The following is a 19,122-nucleotide window of genomic DNA, read 5'->3' on the forward strand; positions in this document are numbered from 1 at the left end:
TTAAAATCTATTAATGCTCTGGATACTATTTAGAAAATGTTTGCGATCGCTGCATTTATCTAACCCATATCTAGAGCAATATTTGCTATTGCAAGCACAGGTAAAGCTAATTCAACAGCCTCACCTGCACTGTGTAGAATTAATTACTAGTCATTAGTTATTGACTAATGACTATATTTAGTTAGCGCTCTTCAACTGGAAGATTACCAGAATTGACATCTAACTCTTCACGACGCACGGTTTCTTGAGTTTCAACTGTGTCTTGATCGACCACTTTTCTAACTCTGACTTCTTCACGTAAAAATGCTTCTTTGCGAACATCAGCAGTTTCTTCGTGGATTTCTATGCGAGCAACTTCGCCTTCACGGAAGTCTGCTTCACGCCCAGAAACAGCCGTACCCGCATCTGCTGGAGTTACACGTTCAATCACAACTCGTTCTCTTTCTACTGGCACTGCAACTCGTGCAGTATCAGTCTCAACATGTTTGCCAATAGTTACTTCTCCAGTTTTTTGGCGTCGTTTACTGGCAATCAGCCGCTCTTCATACAATCTTAGAGTTTGATGATCTTGCTCATTTAACCCGTACAAAGAAGGCTCATTTTCGTAAGTGTAGCTATCACGAGCGTAAGTGGGAGTTGTAGCCAATGGTGCTACAGGTGGTGCTAAAGGGTCTAATGCTGCTGGTGTTGCTAAAGGGTCTAATGCTGCTGAAGCACCTACAGGACTATAGTCTGTGGGTTGGCGATATACCCCACGTACCCGTTCTTCATAGTCGTAATCAAGGGTTTGACGTTCATTAAACTCAGGTAAATCTTCAGCTTGTTCTCTAGTCAAACCAACTGTGTATACGCGATCAACGTTATAGTCGATACGGGCGCGGCCAAGTGGTAGTAATACTTTCTTACCAAAAATCCAGAAGCCTAAGTCAACTACTAGATAGCGAAAATGACCTTCTTCATCAACTAAAACATCGCTGACAGTACCAATTTTTTCATCAGTCCCTTGTGTATAGACACCCAGACCTTTAATGTCATGACCATCAAAATTATCTTGATAGTTAGGCTCAAAATCTTCTAGCTTGTAAAGAACCATTATCTTTAACCTCAAATATTTTTTCTCATCTCTTAATAAGATAGACATTTATTGATTTTTGTACCTCTTTCTGGCGAATGAATTATTTTCAGACTTCAATAATCAAAAGTTATAGATATTTTTTCTTAGCATAGCTAACTAGTACCGCAAGGCGGAATTCAAAATTCAAAATTCAAACAGCGTAAGCGTTTCATTGATTTTGAATGGGTGGTTTATTTACGCCGTGTTGTACTAGATCGGGAAACGCTATAAGTCAGGAATTTTATTAAGTAGTAAGACAAAATTAATTACATAAATTTCGACCTGAAACCCTTATTTAGCGTAAAACCTAATGTGTAAATATTTCTGTTCGATGACTTATTTCATAAGAAATACACAGGCATAATTAAAAATTAACTTTGCCTGTATGATTATTTCAGGTAAACCTACTAAACAAATTTATGAACTAGCTAATTAAATAGCTTCATGTGCATTGATACCATTTTCTTGCACATGTAAATCACCCACCGTATCAACATCTAACTCTTCTCGACGAATAGTATCTTGTGTTTCTACAATATCCCGTTCTACTACTTTCTTGATCCGAACTTCTTCACGCACAAAAGCTTCTTTATGTATCTCAGGCGTTTCTTCGTATACTTCTATGCGTGCTACTTCCCCTTCTTGAAACCTAAGTTCATTGGGATCTACAACTTTACCTGCTTCTGTTGGCACAACTCGCTCAATCAGAACTCGTTCTTTTTGAATAGGTACTGTAAGGTGTGCAATGTCTGTTTCAATGTGCTTCCCAACTGTTACTTCTCCGGTTTTGATGCGGTGTTTATTGGCAATTAATCGTTCTTCATAAAGTCTAAAAGTTTGATCGGAGTTATCTTTTAAACTGTATAAAGCTGGTTCTTTTTGGTAATTATAGGTATCACGATCAGAAGTTAAACTGCTGCTTGGAGAACGAAATACACTACGTACCTTTTCTTCGTAATCATCATTAACGATCGTGTCTTCTTTGTGATCGGGTAAATCATCTATTTCCTGTCTACTTAACCCATCAACATAGACGCGTCTTTCTGGATAATTGATCCGGGTAAGACCAATTGGTAGTAATATTTTCTTGCTAACCAAATCTAAGCTGATATCAATAATTAAATACCGGAAATGACCATCATCATCAACTAAAACATCAGCTACCGATCCAACTTTATCTCCTCCCTCAGTATAAAGATCCAGCGCTTTAATATCGTCTCCGCCAAAGGTTTCTCGATAACTTGGGTCAAAATGTTCAAGTTTGTGAATAGGCATAAGCTGCTCCTAATTTGTGTATAGGGTCTATTTGTTAGTGTAAAAAATATTGTGCTAAGTCTCATCCTGCTGGCGACTGATTTTAATCGAATTATTTGATGATTTATATTAGGGGAATACTTCAGCTAAACACTATTAACAATCAATAGAGATATAACTAAAGTTATAAAAACCAGCCAATATACTGGTATCAAATATTTTCTCAACTAGTCGAGGCGATCGCACAATGGCGACAAGCAAATTTCTCACCTGCGCTGTTGATAAAATCCTTCCTACATTTTCAGGGGATTGGACGATATCGCCTGCGTAAGTCCTGCTAATTAAGAGCCAATACTGAAACAATGGGAGTAGACACTAGAGAACCATGCAGATTATGAGTGAACTTCCAAATAGTCTTGAAGATGCGATCGCCCAATCTCGTGTAGCCGTCCAAACTGCCCTTGCAGATGGCTGTACTCGCCTGCAAGTTGAGTTTTTGTTCCCAGAACTGAAGTATATGCCGGTGGCGGAACAGTTTTTGCCTGTGTTTACAGATTATGATTCCCGTTTGAAGATTTTCTTTGCTGACGCTGGCGCAGCGGCCCTAGCCCGTCGTGATTGGGCAGATGCACCATTTCAAATTTTGGATATTGGTACGGGTAGGGCTGCTTCCTTGCAAACAAAAATTCAGCCAGAGGATGAAATTTTCTTATTCATTGCCCCCACTGCCGTAGAAGTGCCGCAGTTGGAAAAGTTGTGTGAAGTAATAGGCGATCGCCCTTTAGTTTTGTTAAATCCCCGTTTAGAAGATTCTGGGGTTGTGGGCATTGGTTATGCAGCCAGAAAAACTCGTGAGCGTTTCACCAATACTATTGAACCCTGTTATTATCTACGCCCCATAGACGATCAAAGTGCTTTATATCGCTGCTACCCAGGACAGTGGGAAGTTTGGCTAGAAACCGGTGGCGAATATCAAAGAATTGCCGAGTTACCCACAAAACCATCGGGTGATGATTTGGATCTGATTCTTTTAAAAGGACAACCGCAAATAATAACAGACGCGACACCTGTGAGAAAGCCCAGTGTGTTTAAGAGTTTACAACGGTTTTTAAAGGCGTTGAGTAGTTAGGATAATATAGCAATCTTTGCAGGAGTTATGAACAAAAAGATCCCCGACTTCTTGAAGAAGTCGGGGATCTGAGCCTTCGGGTGTTTGCAGTGCTGATTCTGCAATTTTGTCAAATTTATCTACTTTATGAATCGGAGCATTTGCTTGGCTAGGATGGATGAGTTTATTGGACATCTCCACAAATTAAATATGCGTTACCCAGAACCCTTGTAGAGACGTAGCAGTGCTACGTCTCTACATTATTTTTTGGAGATGTCTATTTAGTAGTAGTTGTATATTTGAACTAGTTGAGTAAAGAGCTTGATGTTCATGAATATAAGTACCCTACATGATATTGAGTGTGCTGTCAGTCAACTACAAGCGTAAACCACAATACTGGGTTGATCGAGAGTAGTTAACAGTGGACTAAACAGCGCTTGCACTCAGAATGGAGGACGATTCAAGGGGGTTTTTGGAGTCTGTGAGTTTGTCGTTATCCCACCGCATAATCTGTATACTGCCGAATGTAAGGCGGGTGAAATCCAACTACAATATCGTTTTTTGGTATTCCCATCGCCATAAGTTGCTCACCCACATCCGCTTCTGTGCCATTCCACTGAATCCAAATCTTGCCGTTTTTAATATCAAAATGCATCACAGGGCCAAAAACCCTACGTCTATTTTGCCAACCAATATATATCAGTTGGTAATGGTCTTGTTCTACATCAAAAATTGTTTGAGCTTCAATTTCATTATTAGATGAAGCAAGTTGAGCATATTCTGTAATTAATTTCCGAATGCACTCCCGATATTTCTCTAAATCTGCCATCGGGTAATTTCCTCCGTTTCCACATCATAAACTATCAGATTGATTTGACTTCGCTGGATAATGGTTTTAATAAATGGTTTATTTAAAAAATCGTTATAAGTGTTTAAGGGTACTGCTAAATATAAAACTCGCTCAGAATCTATCTCTTCCAATGCATATCGATAATTAATAAATTGTCCCACCGCAGTATGAAACTCAGAAATAGTTGAAGTACCGATAAAACTTTTAACTTCAACCGCTATTATTTGTCCCTCTCTTTCTGCCGCAATAATTCTCTCTGCTCCCAAGTCGATGTACATATCGGTAATATTTTCTATGCGAATTAGCAAAGGGTCATGAGTAATTCGCCACCCGTCTTTTTGTAATGCCAATTTCACAACATTGTGAAATTTATCTCTAGCTGACATAAACTGTTTTTTCAGCCTGTATGAGTATTCTAAATATATTTTGCCAGAATTAGGGAAAAAGAAGAGGAGTAAGGAATTTTACTGTTACAGGACTTACTCCTAACTTTTTTAATTCCCTTGCAACGGTGCATTTAAAACTTTCTCGATGCGATCGCGCGTTTCTAGTAAGTGCGCTTTGGTATACTCATCCTCGGAATTAACCCCTTTAAGTTTCTCATCAAGCTGTTTGAGTTTATACCAAGCTAAAGTCCGAGCATCTTCTGGAACACTTTCTTTCCGCAATACCATAGCCGTTAAAATGTCCAGATATTGGCGCTGCAAGCCTCGCCGCAAACTGGTAATTTTCATCAGTTTACCTTTTGGTTTGATGACTTCCGTCCAAATACCTGACTGCAAAGTGTCAAATAGTTCTGGTAGAGTCAGTGCTTTTCCTTCGGGAGTTTTGAGTTCAATATCCTTGAGACGAGAAAGGCGATCGCCTGAGAGTAAATCTCGTAACACAGAACCCTGCATAAATAGCACTAAGTCATGAATTGGAAAATCTAAACGGCCAACTTGCACAGAAGTGCCCCAATGTCGCCAACGGGAAGGCGCTAATTTATTCAGTAGTTCTGGTGAAAAGTTCAGGGCATCTTCGGCAAACACATACTTTTGTAGTGTATCTAAAGCTTGGCGCTGTTCTTCAACTGGCACTGCTTCAAATGGTAATCGGTGTTGGGTAACTCCAGAGGGTATCTCACTAGGGTGAATGCGATAGAAAGACTGTCCCCCGATGTATTTTGTGGTGTAATATATTTGCTGAAAATAGTTACCTAATACGGTGCTAAAACGTTCGCTCACATCGCTGTAACTATCACCAGCTATAGGGAAACGTTTATCGAGACGTTCCCACATCACCCGCGCATTATTCAACTGCCACTGAGAATAAAGCAGCACATTGCTACTGTTATCCCAAGCATCAGCAGTTGGGTCAAGGTCATACACATCTTCATCTGTGGAATAACTCAACTCTGGCTTGTAGGATTGTGCAGCAATTTCTTCTAAAATAGGCTTTTCCGCTATGGGAGTTGATGTCTGAATTGGTGTATAGCCGTACTTAATTGCCCATTCATCATAAGGCCCTACCATACTAGGAAAATAATCTCCTTGTTTTGTACCTTGAGGGGCAATATTTGGGGGAATATAGTCCATTACGGAACTTGTCAGACCTTTAGTTTTAGTAATTTCCGTATTATTCATCTCCTGGGGTGGTAGCAGTGTACTACCACGGAAGTTATGACGTAAACCAAGAGTATGTCCAACTTCGTGAGCGATGATTAAACGCAAATATTGATGGATATATTCTTTCACCTGGTCGGGAGTAGCTATGGTATCTGGCAGTAGTGACATTGCCAGTGAACCAAAGGCAAACTGGTTAGCAGCTTCCATGCCATAGCATAAATCGTACTCGCCTGCCATTTTTGATAAACGACTCAACAACCCCTGTTGTCCTGGCATCTTTTGGGCAGCACCATTGTTTTTCGCATCTAAACCATTGGCGCAAAGTAGACGATTTTGCATCAAAGCTGATAGGGTAGTGCGATTTTCTGTTTGACTGGGTTGGACAATTTTACGATACTCATTTTTGAGTGCCCGTACAAAGCTAGCATCTACGAGAATGTCTGCATCTAAAATTTCCCCTGTCAATGGATTAACACGGGATGGCCCCATTGCAAAATAACCATCTACTGTGTTAATCCAGCGAATTGTGTTGTAACGAATATCTGCCGGGTCCCAGGTAGCATCATCGGGCATTTGGCGGACTTCAATTGCATCCTTGAATCCAGCTTTGAGAAAAGCTTTATTCCACATGAGAACGCCTTCTTTCATCGCATCGCGGTACTCTAAGGGCACAGCGTTATCAATCCAGAAAACAATTGGTTTTTTGGGACGAGAAATGACTGCTTTCGGATCTTCTTTTTCCAAATGCCAGCGATTTATATAGCGGACAAAAGAATCGCCGCGATCGTCGTCTTTGGATAAATCTTGGTAGGCGGTGATGAAATAGCCGACGCGATCATCAGCAAGGCGCGGTCGATAATCTTGATCGGGTAGTTGGGAGAGACTGTAGTGGACGCGTAGGGTAAAACCACGGTTGTCAGCTAGGGATGCAAAGCTTGCCACTTCACTATTGTGGTCAACACTACCAGAGAAATTCAAAACTGATTCAACTTCTAAGTTTTGGGGAAAGGCTTTCGCATTACCAAAATAGGATTGGTCTGTGCTTCCTGGGACTCCTAAACTTACAGATAATCCAGCTAAGTCTGTGAGTAACAAATCTCCCAAGTCAATGAGAATAGTTTTGCGTTCTGGATGAATGCTTTTAATGGAAACGGTGTAGAGAACAGAGTCACTAAAAGATCGCATCAGCGACCGCACCTGGGGATCTCCCTCACGAGTACGAAAATTCACATTGCGGATCACAAAATGTAGTTTATCATCCACCCGTTGGAAATAAAACAAAAAATCTTGCAGAGGCATACCACTATAAATACCCCGTTCGCCAATGCCTGATTCCAAGGTTGCTGTAGCTAGGTAATTTTTATTAAGTTGCTCTGGCTTAATTTCTAAATAGATCTTATTCTTTTCTTTATTACGATAAAGGGTGAACAATCCCACTGACTTTTGGGTATTTTTAGTTACTTCGTTGAATGGCTCTAAATCATCCTTTGCTGCTGGTTTAGCACTAGAATTAGGCTTTGCATTCGGTTTTTCTGGGGGTTTTGCAACTTGCAAAAATGGTTGCTGTGCTGCTTTTTTCGGATCTTTTACCACCCAAATAAATGGTTGGGTCTGTACGTGTTTATTTTGATTGACTACCCAAACTTGCCCTGGCGGTAGCTTCTGTTTCTGAGAAATATCGATATTATTTAGTGATAAAGCTGAGATTTTAGTTGAAGAAGTTTCTATCGTTAACTGACTATTAGATTTTTCTTCACCTTTGACTTTAATCACGCCTTTTACAACCTTATGGTTAGCTGATAACTCTGTATCCACTCTGTTAATATAGGGTGACTTAGCGCTAGCCGTTGCTACTCCTAAAAACAAACCATGTAACAAAATTATATAAAAAGTTAGTTTGTTCATCCCATTCATTCCCTAATAACTATCCCGCAGTTAATTTTTAACTTTTGCAAACTATGCAGCCTGCACTCTACCGATTCTCTTAGCTGCTTTATATTAAGCAGCTAACTTTTGACTATGCCAATTTTGGATTTTGGATTAAAAAAGTTTTTTGGTACTGCTTCGATCCTTGTAGTCAGGGTCAATCAAAAAGGCCTTCGTGACCCTCGATAGTATTCGTGCAACCTCTCCCAGAGAAGGATTAGCAACTGTGCATAACATCCGACTCGCTAATGCAAAGCTATCGTCAATCCAAAATCATCAACCCCTGTATCCTTGTGGTCAGGGTAAATCCAAAATCGTTTGACTGAAATTTTAGTTGCCATTTTTCAGCTTTGTTGTGCTGTTTTAGTGTAGGATTTTTCCTAACAATTGTGTCTCCAATAAACAGTAAGTATTATTTTTACATCAGACTAGTAAATTTCTTGAGAAGAAAGTATAACAAATTAACCAAAGCATGGAAATTACTTGATTTTTGAAAGGATTTTGAAGCTAACACTTTATTTACATCAGGAGAAGCATCTGAAAGCGACTACAGGTAAGCGAGAAACTGTCCTCCAGAAAGTCCGTTGGCAAATTCACAAGAAGTTATCCGCTGTAGACATCGCCAACTTATGATTTTTTTACTATAGTATTTATTTATACTATTAATTTTTGGCAATGAAAAGCAAACTAGCATAGAAAAATTTTTAATTCAGGATTATCAAAACAGTAATTTAAATGTAACAACGGACACAGAAATGTCAACATATTTATCTCAAGTCTGGCAATTGCTGAGAAATTATGTGAGAAGTACAAGGTTGCAAGAAATGCCAAAGACCACATCGCCAGAAACCGAAGCAGTTTTACCTCTAGGAAAAAGTATTAAAGAACCAGACAAAAGCGTTAAGTTTACTCAAGATAATTTACAGGAATATTTATACTCTTCAAGACTACAAGAAAGCTTAGAAAAATGGACAATACCAGACAGCGGTTTGACTTCTCAGATCGACGATCGCACATTGGGCACTTTACCCTCTGGATTTTGTTTTAGAGTGTGCGATCGCCAGATGCATAAAGAGATTTATGATTTATTGGGCAATAGTGCCTTGAAACCAGAAATAGTCAGCCAACTAATGGAATTGATTGTGACTGGTAAAAAAATTCACCTAGAACTACTTTTCTGGCGGCTAGAAGATTTTTATCGTCGCTGGTGTCAGGGAGAATTTATCGATGGGATAGCAGATGATAACCTGCCTCAGAAAACAAAGTTAAAGTTGGCAGCACAAAATATTGCGATCGGGTTGAGACAGGTAGACATATATACAGGGCTGAACGTACTGATTTTACTGTTAGAGTTACACCGCTACGCCCAAGGGCGAGATGAACTCAAACAAAAAATCACCTTCTATCCATCAGATCAACCAGACACAGACAATTTTTTCACATCCCAACTACTGCGGATTATCAACTATAGCGATGCGCTGGAAATTGGCAACTTTAGCAGTATAGTCGGGCAATTCCTCAAAGGCGGCAACTTTCGGAGTGCTTACCTGGGTGATGCTAACCTCACCGGGGCAGACTTTAGCGGTGCTGATCTTAGCCTTGCTTATCTCGGCGATGCCAACTTAACTGGCGTCAACCTTAGTGGTGCCAACCTTAGCGGTGCTAACCTTGGTGATGCCAACCTCAGCGGTGCCAACCTCAGCGGTGCTAACCTTAGTGGTGCCGACCTCAGCAGCACAAACCTTAGCGGTGCTAATCTTAGCTATGCCAATCTTAGCCGCGCCGACCTCAACCGCGCCGACCTCAGCAGTACCAACCTTAGCCGCGCCGACCTCAACCGCGCCGACCTCAGTCGCGCCGACATTAGCAGCAGCAACCTCAGCCATGCTGACTTAAGTAACGCCATCCTTTTTGGTGCGAATCTGAGTGAAGCTAACCTTAGCAGCGTCAACCTTAGCCATGCCGACCTTTGCCGCGCCGACCTCAGTGGTGCTGACTTGAGTCATGCCATCCTCAACGGTACTAACCTCAGCGACACAATTCTTTTCAGTACCAACCTGAGTGATGCCATCCTTATTGCCGCAGACCTCAGCTACGCCAAACTTAACGGTGCCAAACTTAACAATGCCAGACTTAACGGTGCCATGTTCTTAGGTGCCGACCTCAGCGGTGTAGACCTCAGTCGGGTAATTCTCAACGAAGCCGACCTCAGCGGCGTGATTCTCAACGACGCCGACCTCAGTGGTGCTGACCTCACCGACGCCATCCTGTTCGGTACAGACCTCAGCTATGCCAACCTTAAGAGTGCTAACCTCAGCGGCAGTAACCTCAGTGGTGCTATTCTCAATGGTGCGGATCTGAGCTATAGCAATCTCAGCTATGCCATTCTGGGTGGTGCAGACCTCAGCGACGCCAATCTAGAAGAAATGATCTGGGGTAAAAAACAGCAGTGGGAAGGTGTGCGGGGATTAGAGACAGCAGTTAATGTACCAGAGGCGTTAAAAGAAGAACTGGGGCTGAATTGAGACAAGGGGAAAGGTAAAAGACAAGCTTTATGCGATCGCCTTTTCTCTTCCTCCGTGTCCTCTGCGCCTCTGCGGTTCGTTATTCTTCCCACACCCAAATTTTACACTAGACTCTAAATAACCAGTAATTACAAGAGTTCCAGCGAATGAACAAGCGTTTATCGCAAACCAGGCAGAAGTTTGAGTAATCAGTAATACTATCTCAAAGCCAGTTCTGAGTTTGCTAACTCTATATCAGAGGGCGATCGCCTGCTTGCTAGAGTGTGAGTAGTTCACGTAAAATATAGTGCCATTGTTGCAGCAGTTCTCATGACCTCATCTGCGTCGTTTGACACATTAGAGTCTTTACAGGCGGATATCGCTGAATTGATCGCTCGTTTACCGACATTAAAAAATCGGCAATTTATTCAGCAAGCACTTGCTACTATTATTCGTCTTGCTGATACCGAAATTGAGCGTCTCGATTGGAAAATCTTGTCGGCTGCTTTAGCAGATATGGAGCGCGGTTTCCAGCTTTTTTATGATTATCGACACGTTCGCAAAGTCACCATCTTCGGTTCTGCTCGTCTAGCGCCAGATACACCAGAGTACCAAATGGCCCTTGAGTTTGCTCGTGCCATTTCGCAATTAGGATTTATGGTCATGACTGGCGGTGGTGGTGGAATCATGCAAGCGGGTCATGAAGGGGCTGGGCGAGAAAATTCCTTTGGATTAAACATTCAGCTACCCTTTGAACAGGAAGCAAACCCATTTATAGAGGGTGATCCCAAGCTAATTAACTTCAAATATTTCTTTACCCGCAAGCTGTTTCTTCTCAAAGAAAGTGATGCTGTGGCCTTGTTTCCGGGAGGCTTTGGCACTCAAGATGAAGCTTTTGAATGTATGACATTAAGCCAAAATGGTAAATTTGGCCCAGTACCTCTAGTTTTAATTGACCATCCTGGTGGTGATTACTGGCGCTCTTGGAGTGAATATATTGATCAGCAATTAGTACAAAATGGTCTGATCAGCCCTGAAGACCCCAGCCTTTACACGGTGACAGACAACCTGGATGTGGCTTGCAACGCTATCACCCATTTTTACCAGGTTTATCACTCCTCTCGATATGTAGGCGATAAGTTAGTCATCCGCTTGAAGACAGATATATCAGACGCACTTGTAGAGCGACTCAATGCTGATTTTAGCAACATTATTATTCAAGGACGGATTGAAAAAAGTCAGGCGTTACCTCAAGAAGCCCAAGATGAAACTGTTGGACTACCCCGCCTGATTTTGTATTTCAATCAACGCGACTTAGGGCGCTTGTATCAGATGATTGCCACAATTAATCAGATGGGTACTCCTTCACCAGAGGATGCAGCGCATCCAGAAAGGAAGTAAGTAGTGAACTACCCTGCCGTAAGACGGACATAGCTCTCCCAATTCATCGGGAATAGCCTCTCTTGTCTTCGTAGTACTAGAAAGTCTGACATTCCCTCCTCTTGTCAGGAGTCCTGATTCCCAAGACCCAAATCTTTCTCTTGCGACACTTACCTATCAGCTTGGTTTTCGCTTACGGCATTGGTGGTCAAGACATTTAATATCCTACCAGAAAAACAAGTAGGATTCGTCATCCATCTGATATTTGTTTTTGCTGTGCAAAAACAAATATCAGATGCAATCCTCACTTCGTGACGCTTTGCGAACATCCCCCGCTCCCTATCCCCACTTGTCCCGGATTTCTCACCAGATTTATCAAACTGAAGTGCAGAGGTCGTAGGGGCGGGTTAAGCGAGACATTCATGAATGATGGATCATATCTGTTAACCCGCCCCTACTGAAGAGTGAGAAATGCGGGTTGTGCGTGTACGTTGAGGGTGGGGACTTCCGCAATGCGTTAAAAAATGCAAGAGAGAGAATTTTGAATCACCGAAACAGTGCTGAGTGCTGAGTAACTCGGCTTAGAGTAAAAAAAGTAATAATCGCACTCAGCACAAAAGGTCTGTACCGCAAAGCGGAACCCGCAGGCTAGCCCCAGCATGACGGTATGGAAAAACAAATGCATATTTATTTCGAGTGGAGAGTGCAACAAGAAATAATGCGTCCTGACTTCAATCCCCTAGATTTATCTATGGGGTTACTCAGCACTCCTGAACCTACTTACAGATGAGAAAAACACCAGTTATTATGACTCAATACTGATTGTCTTAAAAAAACTTGTATATTAGCACAGTAAACAACGTTTCAAATCCTGAAAGAGGAATAAAAGATGCTGGAATTATTGGGTTCAGGTTTGGTGTCGCTTTGGCTGGAAATGGCTGGGGTACAAATCAAGCCTCTAGATGCCTTAGATGCTTTGACTTGGCAAAGTAGCCCTGGCTTAGTTCTTGCCCCTGATCCAAATCCAGCGGGAGCAACTACGGTGCAGGAATATCTGAAAAAGCTCATCACATCAAAAGTGGTAGCGCAAAATCTGGCTGAGAGTCAGGGAATTTGGATGCAGTCGGGGCCGATGCTGATGGCAAATCACCAAGGTACGACTCCTCTACCGGCTGCTTCTTTAACCAAAATTGCCACTTCTTTAGTTGCTTTGAAAACTTGGGGGCCAGATTACCAATTTGATACTTTGGTAAGCGTCACTGGCCCAGTGGTAAATGGGGTTGTCCAGGGCGATTTGGTCGTTGCTGGCCGTGGCGATCCTTTGTTTGTTTGGGAAGAAGCGATCGCTCTTGGTAATACTCTCAATCAAATGGGCATCAAGCAGGTTAAGGGAAATTTGATCATTAGTGGCAGTTTTGCTATGAATTTCCAACGTCAGCCGATGCTGGCGGGTATGATGCTCAAGCAAACGCTAAATCGTGCGACTTGGGGCCGCCCCGCCATGTACACATACTCAATCATGCCCAAGGGAACGCCCAAGCCTCAAGTTGTAATTGCGGGTACGGTGAAAGTTGAGGCGCAACCAAATCCTCAACAAACTCTATTACTGCGTCATCGCTCATTGCCCTTGAAACAACTGCTCAAGGAAATGAATGTTTACAGTAACAACGATATGGCAGAGATGCTGGCAGAGTCAGTGGGAGGAGCGGCTGTAGTACAATCAACTGCTGCTAGCCTTGCGAGAGTGCCACAAGCGGAAATTCAGTTAATCAATGGTTCTGGACTAGGCCCGCAAAATCGCATTTCCCCCAGGGCTGTTTGTGCCATGCTGATGGCTATTCAAATTGAAGCATCTGCCCATCAACTGAATCTGGCTGACTTGTTCGCCATGTCTGGATTTGATCATCGGGGGACAGTACACTCCAGACACCTTCCCCTTGCTACTGTGATCAAAACTGGTACTCTCCGGGATGTGAGCGCTTTGGCGGGAGTGATGCCCACACGCGATCGCGGTTTGGTTTGGTTTGCGATTATCAACCGTGGGACAAATGTCTGGGGTTTCCGTACTGGACAAGATCAACTACTGCAAAGTGTTGTCAAACAATTACAACTACCTCTAGGCGTTCCTGCTGCCATCACTCCCCACTCAGCTATCAACTCTTTACCCCAGCTAGGTGCAACCAGTCGCAATGAAATCTTGTTCAAAAGTTAGTTGATCTTGGTAAAAATAACTGTATATAGATTTGTCACGACTAAGCAACAATTAGGCTTATAGGTTAGGTTGTGATTATGCGATTTCCCCAAATATCTCGGTCTCTACGTCAACTCAGTACTTATCTGTTTGCGATCGCGCTAGGAGTTCTGCTAACCGTTAGCACTTTGCAGGTATTACCCTCCCAAGCCGAGCCAGCACCCACGGTAACTGCTCTTGATACTTCAAACCTCATTGCTCAACGGCAATCACCAGCTAGTGCTGCCATCGGTAGTACTAGCTTTGTGACAGCAGCAGTGAATCGTGTTGGTTCAGCAGTTGTCCGTATTGATACTGAACGGACAATTACTCGTCGCGCTGATCCATTTTTTGAAGACCCCTTTTTCCGTCGGTTTTTTGGTGACAGCTTGCCTCAACAGATGCCTTCTGAACAGTTACGCGGTTTAGGCTCAGGTTTCATTATTGACAAGAGCGGGTTAGTTCTGACTAATGCTCATGTAGTCGATAAAGCTGATAAAGTAACAGTCCGACTCAAAGATGGCCGCACCTTTGAAGGGAAAGTTCAAGGTATTGATGAAGTCACTGATTTGGCAGTAGTCAAGATTAACGCTGGTAACGATTTACCAGTCGCGCCCTTGGGTTCTTCTAATAATGTACAAGTAGGAGACTGGGCGATCGCAGTTGGTAATCCTTTGGGATTTGATAACACTGTTACCTTGGGAATTATCAGTACCCTCAAACGTTCTAGCGCCCAAGTCGGCATTAGTGACAAACGCTTAGACTTTATTCAGACAGACGCCGCTATCAACCCTGGTAACTCTGGTGGGCCCCTATTAAATGGTCAAGGTGAAGTAATTGGCATTAACACAGCCATTCGCCCTGATGCAATGGGTATTGGGTTTGCCATTCCTATTGATAAAGCCAAAGCGATCGCCGCGCAACTACAACGTGATGGCAAAGTTGCTCACCCCTATCTAGGTGTCCAAATGCTAACTTTGACACCCGATCTTGCCAAGCAAAATAACACTGATCCCAACTCTCCGATTCAGATACCAGAAATTAATGGTGTTTTTGTCATGCGAGTTGTCCCCAATTCTCCAGCGGCATCTGCGGGTATCCGGCGCGGGGATGTAATTCTGCAAGTTGATGGTAAAGCTATTACCAGTGCTGAACAATTGCAGAATGTTGTGGAAGACAGTCGCCTTGGTCAAATATTACAGGTGAAAGTGCAACGAGGTAATCAGACACAGCAGATATCAGTCCGCACAGCTGAGTTACAAAATGCTTCTTAGTTAAAAGGGCGGTTAGAAACCGCGTCTACACAAACAAAACCCACCTCCGTGGGTTTCAAACTCTTAATTTTTCTTAGTCTGCAGAGGCGGACAATGCCAGTGTAGCCGCGTACTCCTGCACAGAAGCAAGCTACACGCAGTGTGCCGCAGGCAATTCCATTCGCTTAAGGCTGGGGCAAATACGTCTGCTTCCATTTGTTGAAGAGTGTCTTCAATGCGTTGCTGGAGTTCAGCATTTCGCTTCACAAACCTACGAAATGCTCGTTTGAATTTTGGGGTCAAAACCAGCAGTCTCATTCCTCTAGTACCGCAAGGCGGAAGTCAAAAGTCAAAAGTCAAAAGTCAAAAGAATTGTATTCCAAGCTCTTGCGCCATTTGAAATGGTATGTTTATTTACACCGTGCTGTACTAGTTAGTTTAAGTGCCAATAGAAATCACTCACCAACAGGTAATACTAGACCTTCATGGGCTATTATGGCTTGAGGAAAAGCAGATTTAATATCGACTTGAACCTGGTCAAGAAAATCATCATGGTCATCTGGGTGATGATGAGAAATGGCTAGCTGTTTAACGCCACCATTCAGAGCTGCATTCACCGCAGCTTGCCAAAGTAAATCAGCAGAGTCATGGTTGTGAGATGTCGGCGGAGCGTAAGTAGCATTGGCAATCAGCAAATCAACGCCTTTAATAAACTCTAAAATCCGCTCTCGCTCCACTTGATCGGCATTCTGGTGCAAATCCGTGATGTAAGCAACATTATACTCTTGCCAAGTAACTCGGTAGCCAACTGACCGCTGAGTTTGATTAATTAATGCAGTTGTAATAGTGATATCATCTAACTTCACATCACTTTCTGGAGTCAAATTGTAAAACTGCAATTCCGACTGCATTACCTGTAAAGGGTAAGGAAAATGTGGCTGGAGCATCTGATCGTACAGACATTGTTTGATAGAGGCTCCATTTGAGGCAGCTGTGCCGTAAATGTGGAAGCAATTTTCTCCAATAAATGCAGGCGCAAAAAAGGGAAACCCTTGAATTCGGTTTGATTGGCAGTTGGTAAAAAATAAATGGGCTTCTAATGGCTGTTGTAGTTCTTGCCAAGTTTTACCCAGTATCCGTAAGCCAGTACCACCATCAAAAATCAAGCGTTTTCCAGCTACCTGCATTTCTACACAAGCAGTATTACCACCATAACGGTTGGTATCGCTAGTTGGGGTGGGAATTAAACCTCTTACACCCCAGAATTGCACGAGAAATTCACCTGCTGGACTACTTGACAGACTAGTAGACTTTTCAGGTATGTAGCTTTGGGAACCCGACAACTCAAAATTTGACATTTTTCTTGAAATTTAGACCTTACTGAGCAGGTCATCGTAGCGCCGCACTTCCAACAACCTGTTTTTTTCGTCCACAATGACTACCGTAGGAGAGTAACTTTTTGCCTCTTCTGGAGTGAACTGCCCGTAAGTCATTATAATCAAGCGATCGCCAATAATGCCTAGACGTGCCGCACCCCCATTTAACTCAATTACTCCTGAATGGGCTGGAGCCGGGATCGCATAGGTAATAAAGCGCTGACCGTTGGCACTATTAACTACTTGCACCTGTTCATAAGGTAAGATACCAGCTTTTTCTAAAAGGATTTCATCGATGCTGATGCTACCCACATAGTTGATATTCGCCCCTGTGAGGGTGCAGTTATGAATTTTTGCCAAAAGGAGAGTACGCTGCATTCTGGTTTGGGGTTGGTGGCAGATTTTCAAATCCGTAACAAGGGAAAGTTAGCAAAGTGAGGAGTGAACACTGAGAAGTTAGGAGTGAGGAGTGAACAGTGAGAAGTTAGGAGTAAGGAGTTAGGAATAAAAATTCATAACTCTTAACTCCTAACTCCTAACTCCTAACTCTTAACTCCTAACTCCTCACTCCTCACTCCTAACTCTTAACTCTTAACTCCTAACTCCTCTATTATCCTCTATAAGCTTTGATGGATTTTTCTACTAAAGCTGCAACCTTGTCCACATCTTGCCAACCGAGAATTTCAGTCACCTTTTTTTCCAAATTTTTATAACTACGGAAAAATTCGGCAATTTCATCTAAGCGGTGTGGTGCTATGTCTTTCAGGGATCTTACTTGAGCGTAGCGCGGATCTTTGTCAGGAACACAAAGGATTTTTTCATCGCGATCGCCACCGTCAATCATCTCCAAAAAGCCAATCGGTCGTGCGGCAATAACACAGCCTGGAAAGGTCGGCTCGTCAATTATGACTATACCATCGAGGGGATCGCCATCATCAGCCAAAGTATTGGGTACAAAGCCGTAGTCATAAGGATATTGTACCGAGGAAGAAAGTACTCGGTCTAGAGCAAAAGCTTCTAGTTCCTTATCATATTCGTATTTATTTTTACTTCCGCCAGCAATTTCAATCAGAACGTTGATTAGACCAGGTTTCGGTTGGGCAGGAATACGAGATAAATCCACAAAAAACTCCTCTGATAACAGTGAATCATGGGGGCACTCAGTCAGTTTCGCTCCCCGTGTAGAATTTTAGGGCAATATGGATCTCTTCCCAAGGTATTCATTTCAGAGGATAGGGAACTGGGGATTGGGGAAGAAACTTTGGGAGCATCTCGTTTTGGCGGATCGCCCGCTACGCGAACAGACTAGAAGTCTGGGGCTATACAAACTAAACCCGCCTTCGCGGGTTTCAGAGAGTCCGCGTTCGCGTAGCGTTCCGTTGGCGCAGCCTAAGAAGAGAAGGAAAGGCGGACGAAAGTTTGTGTAGCCGCGATTTCTAATCGCCCGGTGTTTCTTCTCCCGAAACTTTAAGCTGTAACCTATTCCCTTGAATTAGCCAAAAAATGGAAAAAGCGTTGTGAAGTTTCCTCGCAACGCTTTTTCCAAGAAGGTATTATGGGTATCCTCCGCCTTTGATTACTGTTAGAGGTATTTTGGCCTCTATTGTGTCAAGACTTCTGAAATCTGGAGTTACACAATACAGATTCAGCTTATTTCTGACGAACTACATTCACATCTACAGAGGTTGTCTCAAAATCAGTTTTCTCCTTTTTGTAGCTTTCCTACCGGTGAAATGCTACAGGGAGCTTTATCAATCTTTCCTTCCTTGTAGGTTTTGGATCAGGGGTTGCTGGTTATTTTGAACATTAGTTGAAGAATAGTGGGCGATGACAAATACGGGTAGGGTAAGAGTCAACAGAGCGATCGCAGTTCCCACAATGTCTGCCAAACGTTGGGAATATGTGTCGGCAGAATTGGCAGACTGGCTATTTGAATTCATACAAAATTGAAGTTATTCGTAACACTGTGTAGGTCTACTCTCTGAGTGAGAGTCTTGATGCTATTTTAGCTATTTTTAAACTGTAAAATGTGTAGCATTCTACAACCTAAACCAGTTTTAAAGCTGTCATAATAGCGTTTTTATACATGAAATTATTAATACCAAGTTACAAGTCAACAAATCATGTTTTATTTTGTGATGAATATTTTCAGATGTTTACCTGTATGGTGTAACGGTTCGCATACGCAAAACTAACTTTAACAGCATCATAAACTACATTTTTTCGCTGCTTAAAGATTAATTAGCAAAATGTATTTGTCCGATACTTCATGAGTATAACATCTCTGTAAAGGCTTTGATAAGGTCATTTTACTGGAATTACTAATTTGTGATACAGGACACAAAACCGCAAAAGCACTGATAAATATTCAGTATCCTCGATTGTTATATGGTAGTTATACATAACAATATTTAATACTAGAGAAGAAATAGGGAGGAAGATTTTTGTAACCAATCATGACTACCGAATAAATACAGATACATCAACTGTGTTGTGCAGCATGGATTAAGTGATAATACT

General features: G+C 42.4%; 17 protein-coding genes. 7 read left to right on the top strand and 10 right to left on the bottom strand.

All coding sequences use genetic code 11. The features are described from left to right. Positions 1-13 precede the first annotated feature (13 nt). The gene (locus V7K67_RS03540; RefSeq protein ID WP_335165270.1) at positions 14-157 is read left to right on the top strand and encodes a hypothetical protein; all 144 of its coding nucleotides are present in this window, start codon (positions 14-16) and stop codon (positions 155-157) included. A gap of 24 nt (positions 158-181) precedes the next feature. Here the strand turns inward: V7K67_RS03540 and V7K67_RS03545 are convergent, their stop codons facing one another. After that, a complete protein-coding gene (locus V7K67_RS03545) occupies positions 182-1,093 on the bottom strand; it encodes a DUF2382 domain-containing protein (RefSeq protein ID WP_335165272.1) in 912 nt (303 codons plus the stop codon). Between the two features lie 453 nt (positions 1,094-1,546). Next, positions 1,547-2,389 carry a DUF2382 domain-containing protein gene (locus V7K67_RS03550; protein WP_334730430.1) on the bottom strand — a complete coding sequence of 281 codons (843 nt, stop codon included), beginning with the start codon at positions 2,387-2,389 and terminating at the stop codon, positions 1,547-1,549. Between the two features lie 373 nt (positions 2,390-2,762). Between V7K67_RS03550 and V7K67_RS03555 the strand changes: the two genes are divergently transcribed. Continuing rightward, on the top strand, positions 2,763-3,497 hold the full coding sequence (locus tag V7K67_RS03555) for a DUF1995 family protein (RefSeq protein WP_334730432.1): 735 nt from the start codon (positions 2,763-2,765) through the stop codon (positions 3,495-3,497). Here V7K67_RS03555 and V7K67_RS03560 read toward each other — a convergent pair. From V7K67_RS03560 to V7K67_RS03575, 4 genes are all read right to left on the bottom strand, one after another. Beyond that, the gene (locus V7K67_RS03560; RefSeq protein ID WP_334730433.1) at positions 3,477-3,671 is read right to left on the bottom strand and encodes a hypothetical protein; all 195 of its coding nucleotides are present in this window, start codon (positions 3,669-3,671) and stop codon (positions 3,477-3,479) included. The genes V7K67_RS03555 and V7K67_RS03560 overlap by 21 nt on opposite strands. Positions 3,672-3,969: 298 nt before the next feature. Beyond that, the gene (locus tag V7K67_RS03565) at positions 3,970-4,305 is read right to left on the bottom strand and encodes a XisI protein (RefSeq protein ID WP_334711181.1); all 336 of its coding nucleotides are present in this window, start codon (positions 4,303-4,305) and stop codon (positions 3,970-3,972) included. Then, complete coding sequence (locus tag V7K67_RS03570; RefSeq protein ID WP_334730434.1) at positions 4,293-4,712, bottom strand: XisH family protein; 420 nt, start codon at positions 4,710-4,712, stop codon at positions 4,293-4,295. Before V7K67_RS03570 ends, V7K67_RS03565 begins: the two co-directional genes overlap by 13 nt. Positions 4,713-4,820: 108 nt before the next feature. Next, a complete protein-coding gene (locus tag V7K67_RS03575) occupies positions 4,821-7,838 on the bottom strand; it encodes a zinc-dependent metalloprotease (protein ID WP_334730435.1) in 3,018 nt (1,005 codons plus the stop codon). 522 nt (positions 7,839-8,360) lie between these two features. Between V7K67_RS03575 and V7K67_RS03580 the strand changes: the two genes are divergently transcribed. The 5 genes from V7K67_RS03580 (at position 8,361) to V7K67_RS03600 (ending at position 15,247) form a co-directional block, all read left to right on the top strand. Then, entirely contained in the window at positions 8,361-8,492 is a 132-nt protein-coding gene (locus V7K67_RS03580) for a hypothetical protein (RefSeq protein WP_334730437.1), read from the top strand. A 122-nt stretch (positions 8,493-8,614) separates the two neighbouring features. Beyond that, positions 8,615-10,384, top strand: coding sequence for a pentapeptide repeat-containing protein (locus V7K67_RS03585; RefSeq protein ID WP_335165275.1), 1,770 nt, complete (start codon positions 8,615-8,617; stop codon positions 10,382-10,384). A 309-nt stretch (positions 10,385-10,693) separates the two neighbouring features. Further along, positions 10,694-11,764 carry an LOG family protein gene (locus V7K67_RS03590; protein ID WP_334730439.1) on the top strand — a complete coding sequence of 357 codons (1,071 nt, stop codon included), beginning with the start codon at positions 10,694-10,696 and terminating at the stop codon, positions 11,762-11,764. A gap of 868 nt (positions 11,765-12,632) precedes the next feature. Further along, on the top strand, positions 12,633-13,955 hold the full coding sequence (locus V7K67_RS03595; protein ID WP_334709120.1) for a D-alanyl-D-alanine carboxypeptidase: 1,323 nt from the start codon (positions 12,633-12,635) through the stop codon (positions 13,953-13,955). 77 nt (positions 13,956-14,032) lie between these two features. Next, positions 14,033-15,247, top strand: a complete 1,215-nt coding sequence (locus V7K67_RS03600) for an HhoA/HhoB/HtrA family serine endopeptidase (RefSeq protein WP_335165278.1) — start codon at positions 14,033-14,035, stop codon at positions 15,245-15,247. Positions 15,248-15,681: 434 nt separating this feature from the next. Here the strand turns inward: V7K67_RS03600 and V7K67_RS03605 are convergent, their stop codons facing one another. The 4 genes from V7K67_RS03605 to V7K67_RS03620 all read right to left on the bottom strand — a co-directional run bounded on the left by V7K67_RS03605 (position 15,682) and on the right by V7K67_RS03620 (position 18,542). After that, on the bottom strand, positions 15,682-16,584 hold the full coding sequence (locus V7K67_RS03605; RefSeq protein WP_335165280.1) for an MBL fold metallo-hydrolase: 903 nt from the start codon (positions 16,582-16,584) through the stop codon (positions 15,682-15,684). A 12-nt stretch (positions 16,585-16,596) separates the two neighbouring features. Further along, complete coding sequence (panD, locus tag V7K67_RS03610; RefSeq protein ID WP_334730441.1) at positions 16,597-16,980, bottom strand: aspartate 1-decarboxylase; 384 nt, start codon at positions 16,978-16,980, stop codon at positions 16,597-16,599. Between the two features lie 232 nt (positions 16,981-17,212). Then, complete coding sequence (locus tag V7K67_RS03615; protein WP_334709124.1) at positions 17,213-17,725, bottom strand: inorganic diphosphatase; 513 nt, start codon at positions 17,723-17,725, stop codon at positions 17,213-17,215. A gap of 628 nt (positions 17,726-18,353) precedes the next feature. Further along, entirely contained in the window at positions 18,354-18,542 is a 189-nt protein-coding gene (locus V7K67_RS03620) for a hypothetical protein (protein ID WP_334709125.1), read from the bottom strand. Positions 18,543-19,122 lie beyond the last annotated feature (580 nt).

Source organism: Nostoc sp., assembly GCF_036917155.1.
GTDB lineage: Bacteria > Cyanobacteriota > Cyanobacteriia > Cyanobacteriales > Nostocaceae > Nostoc.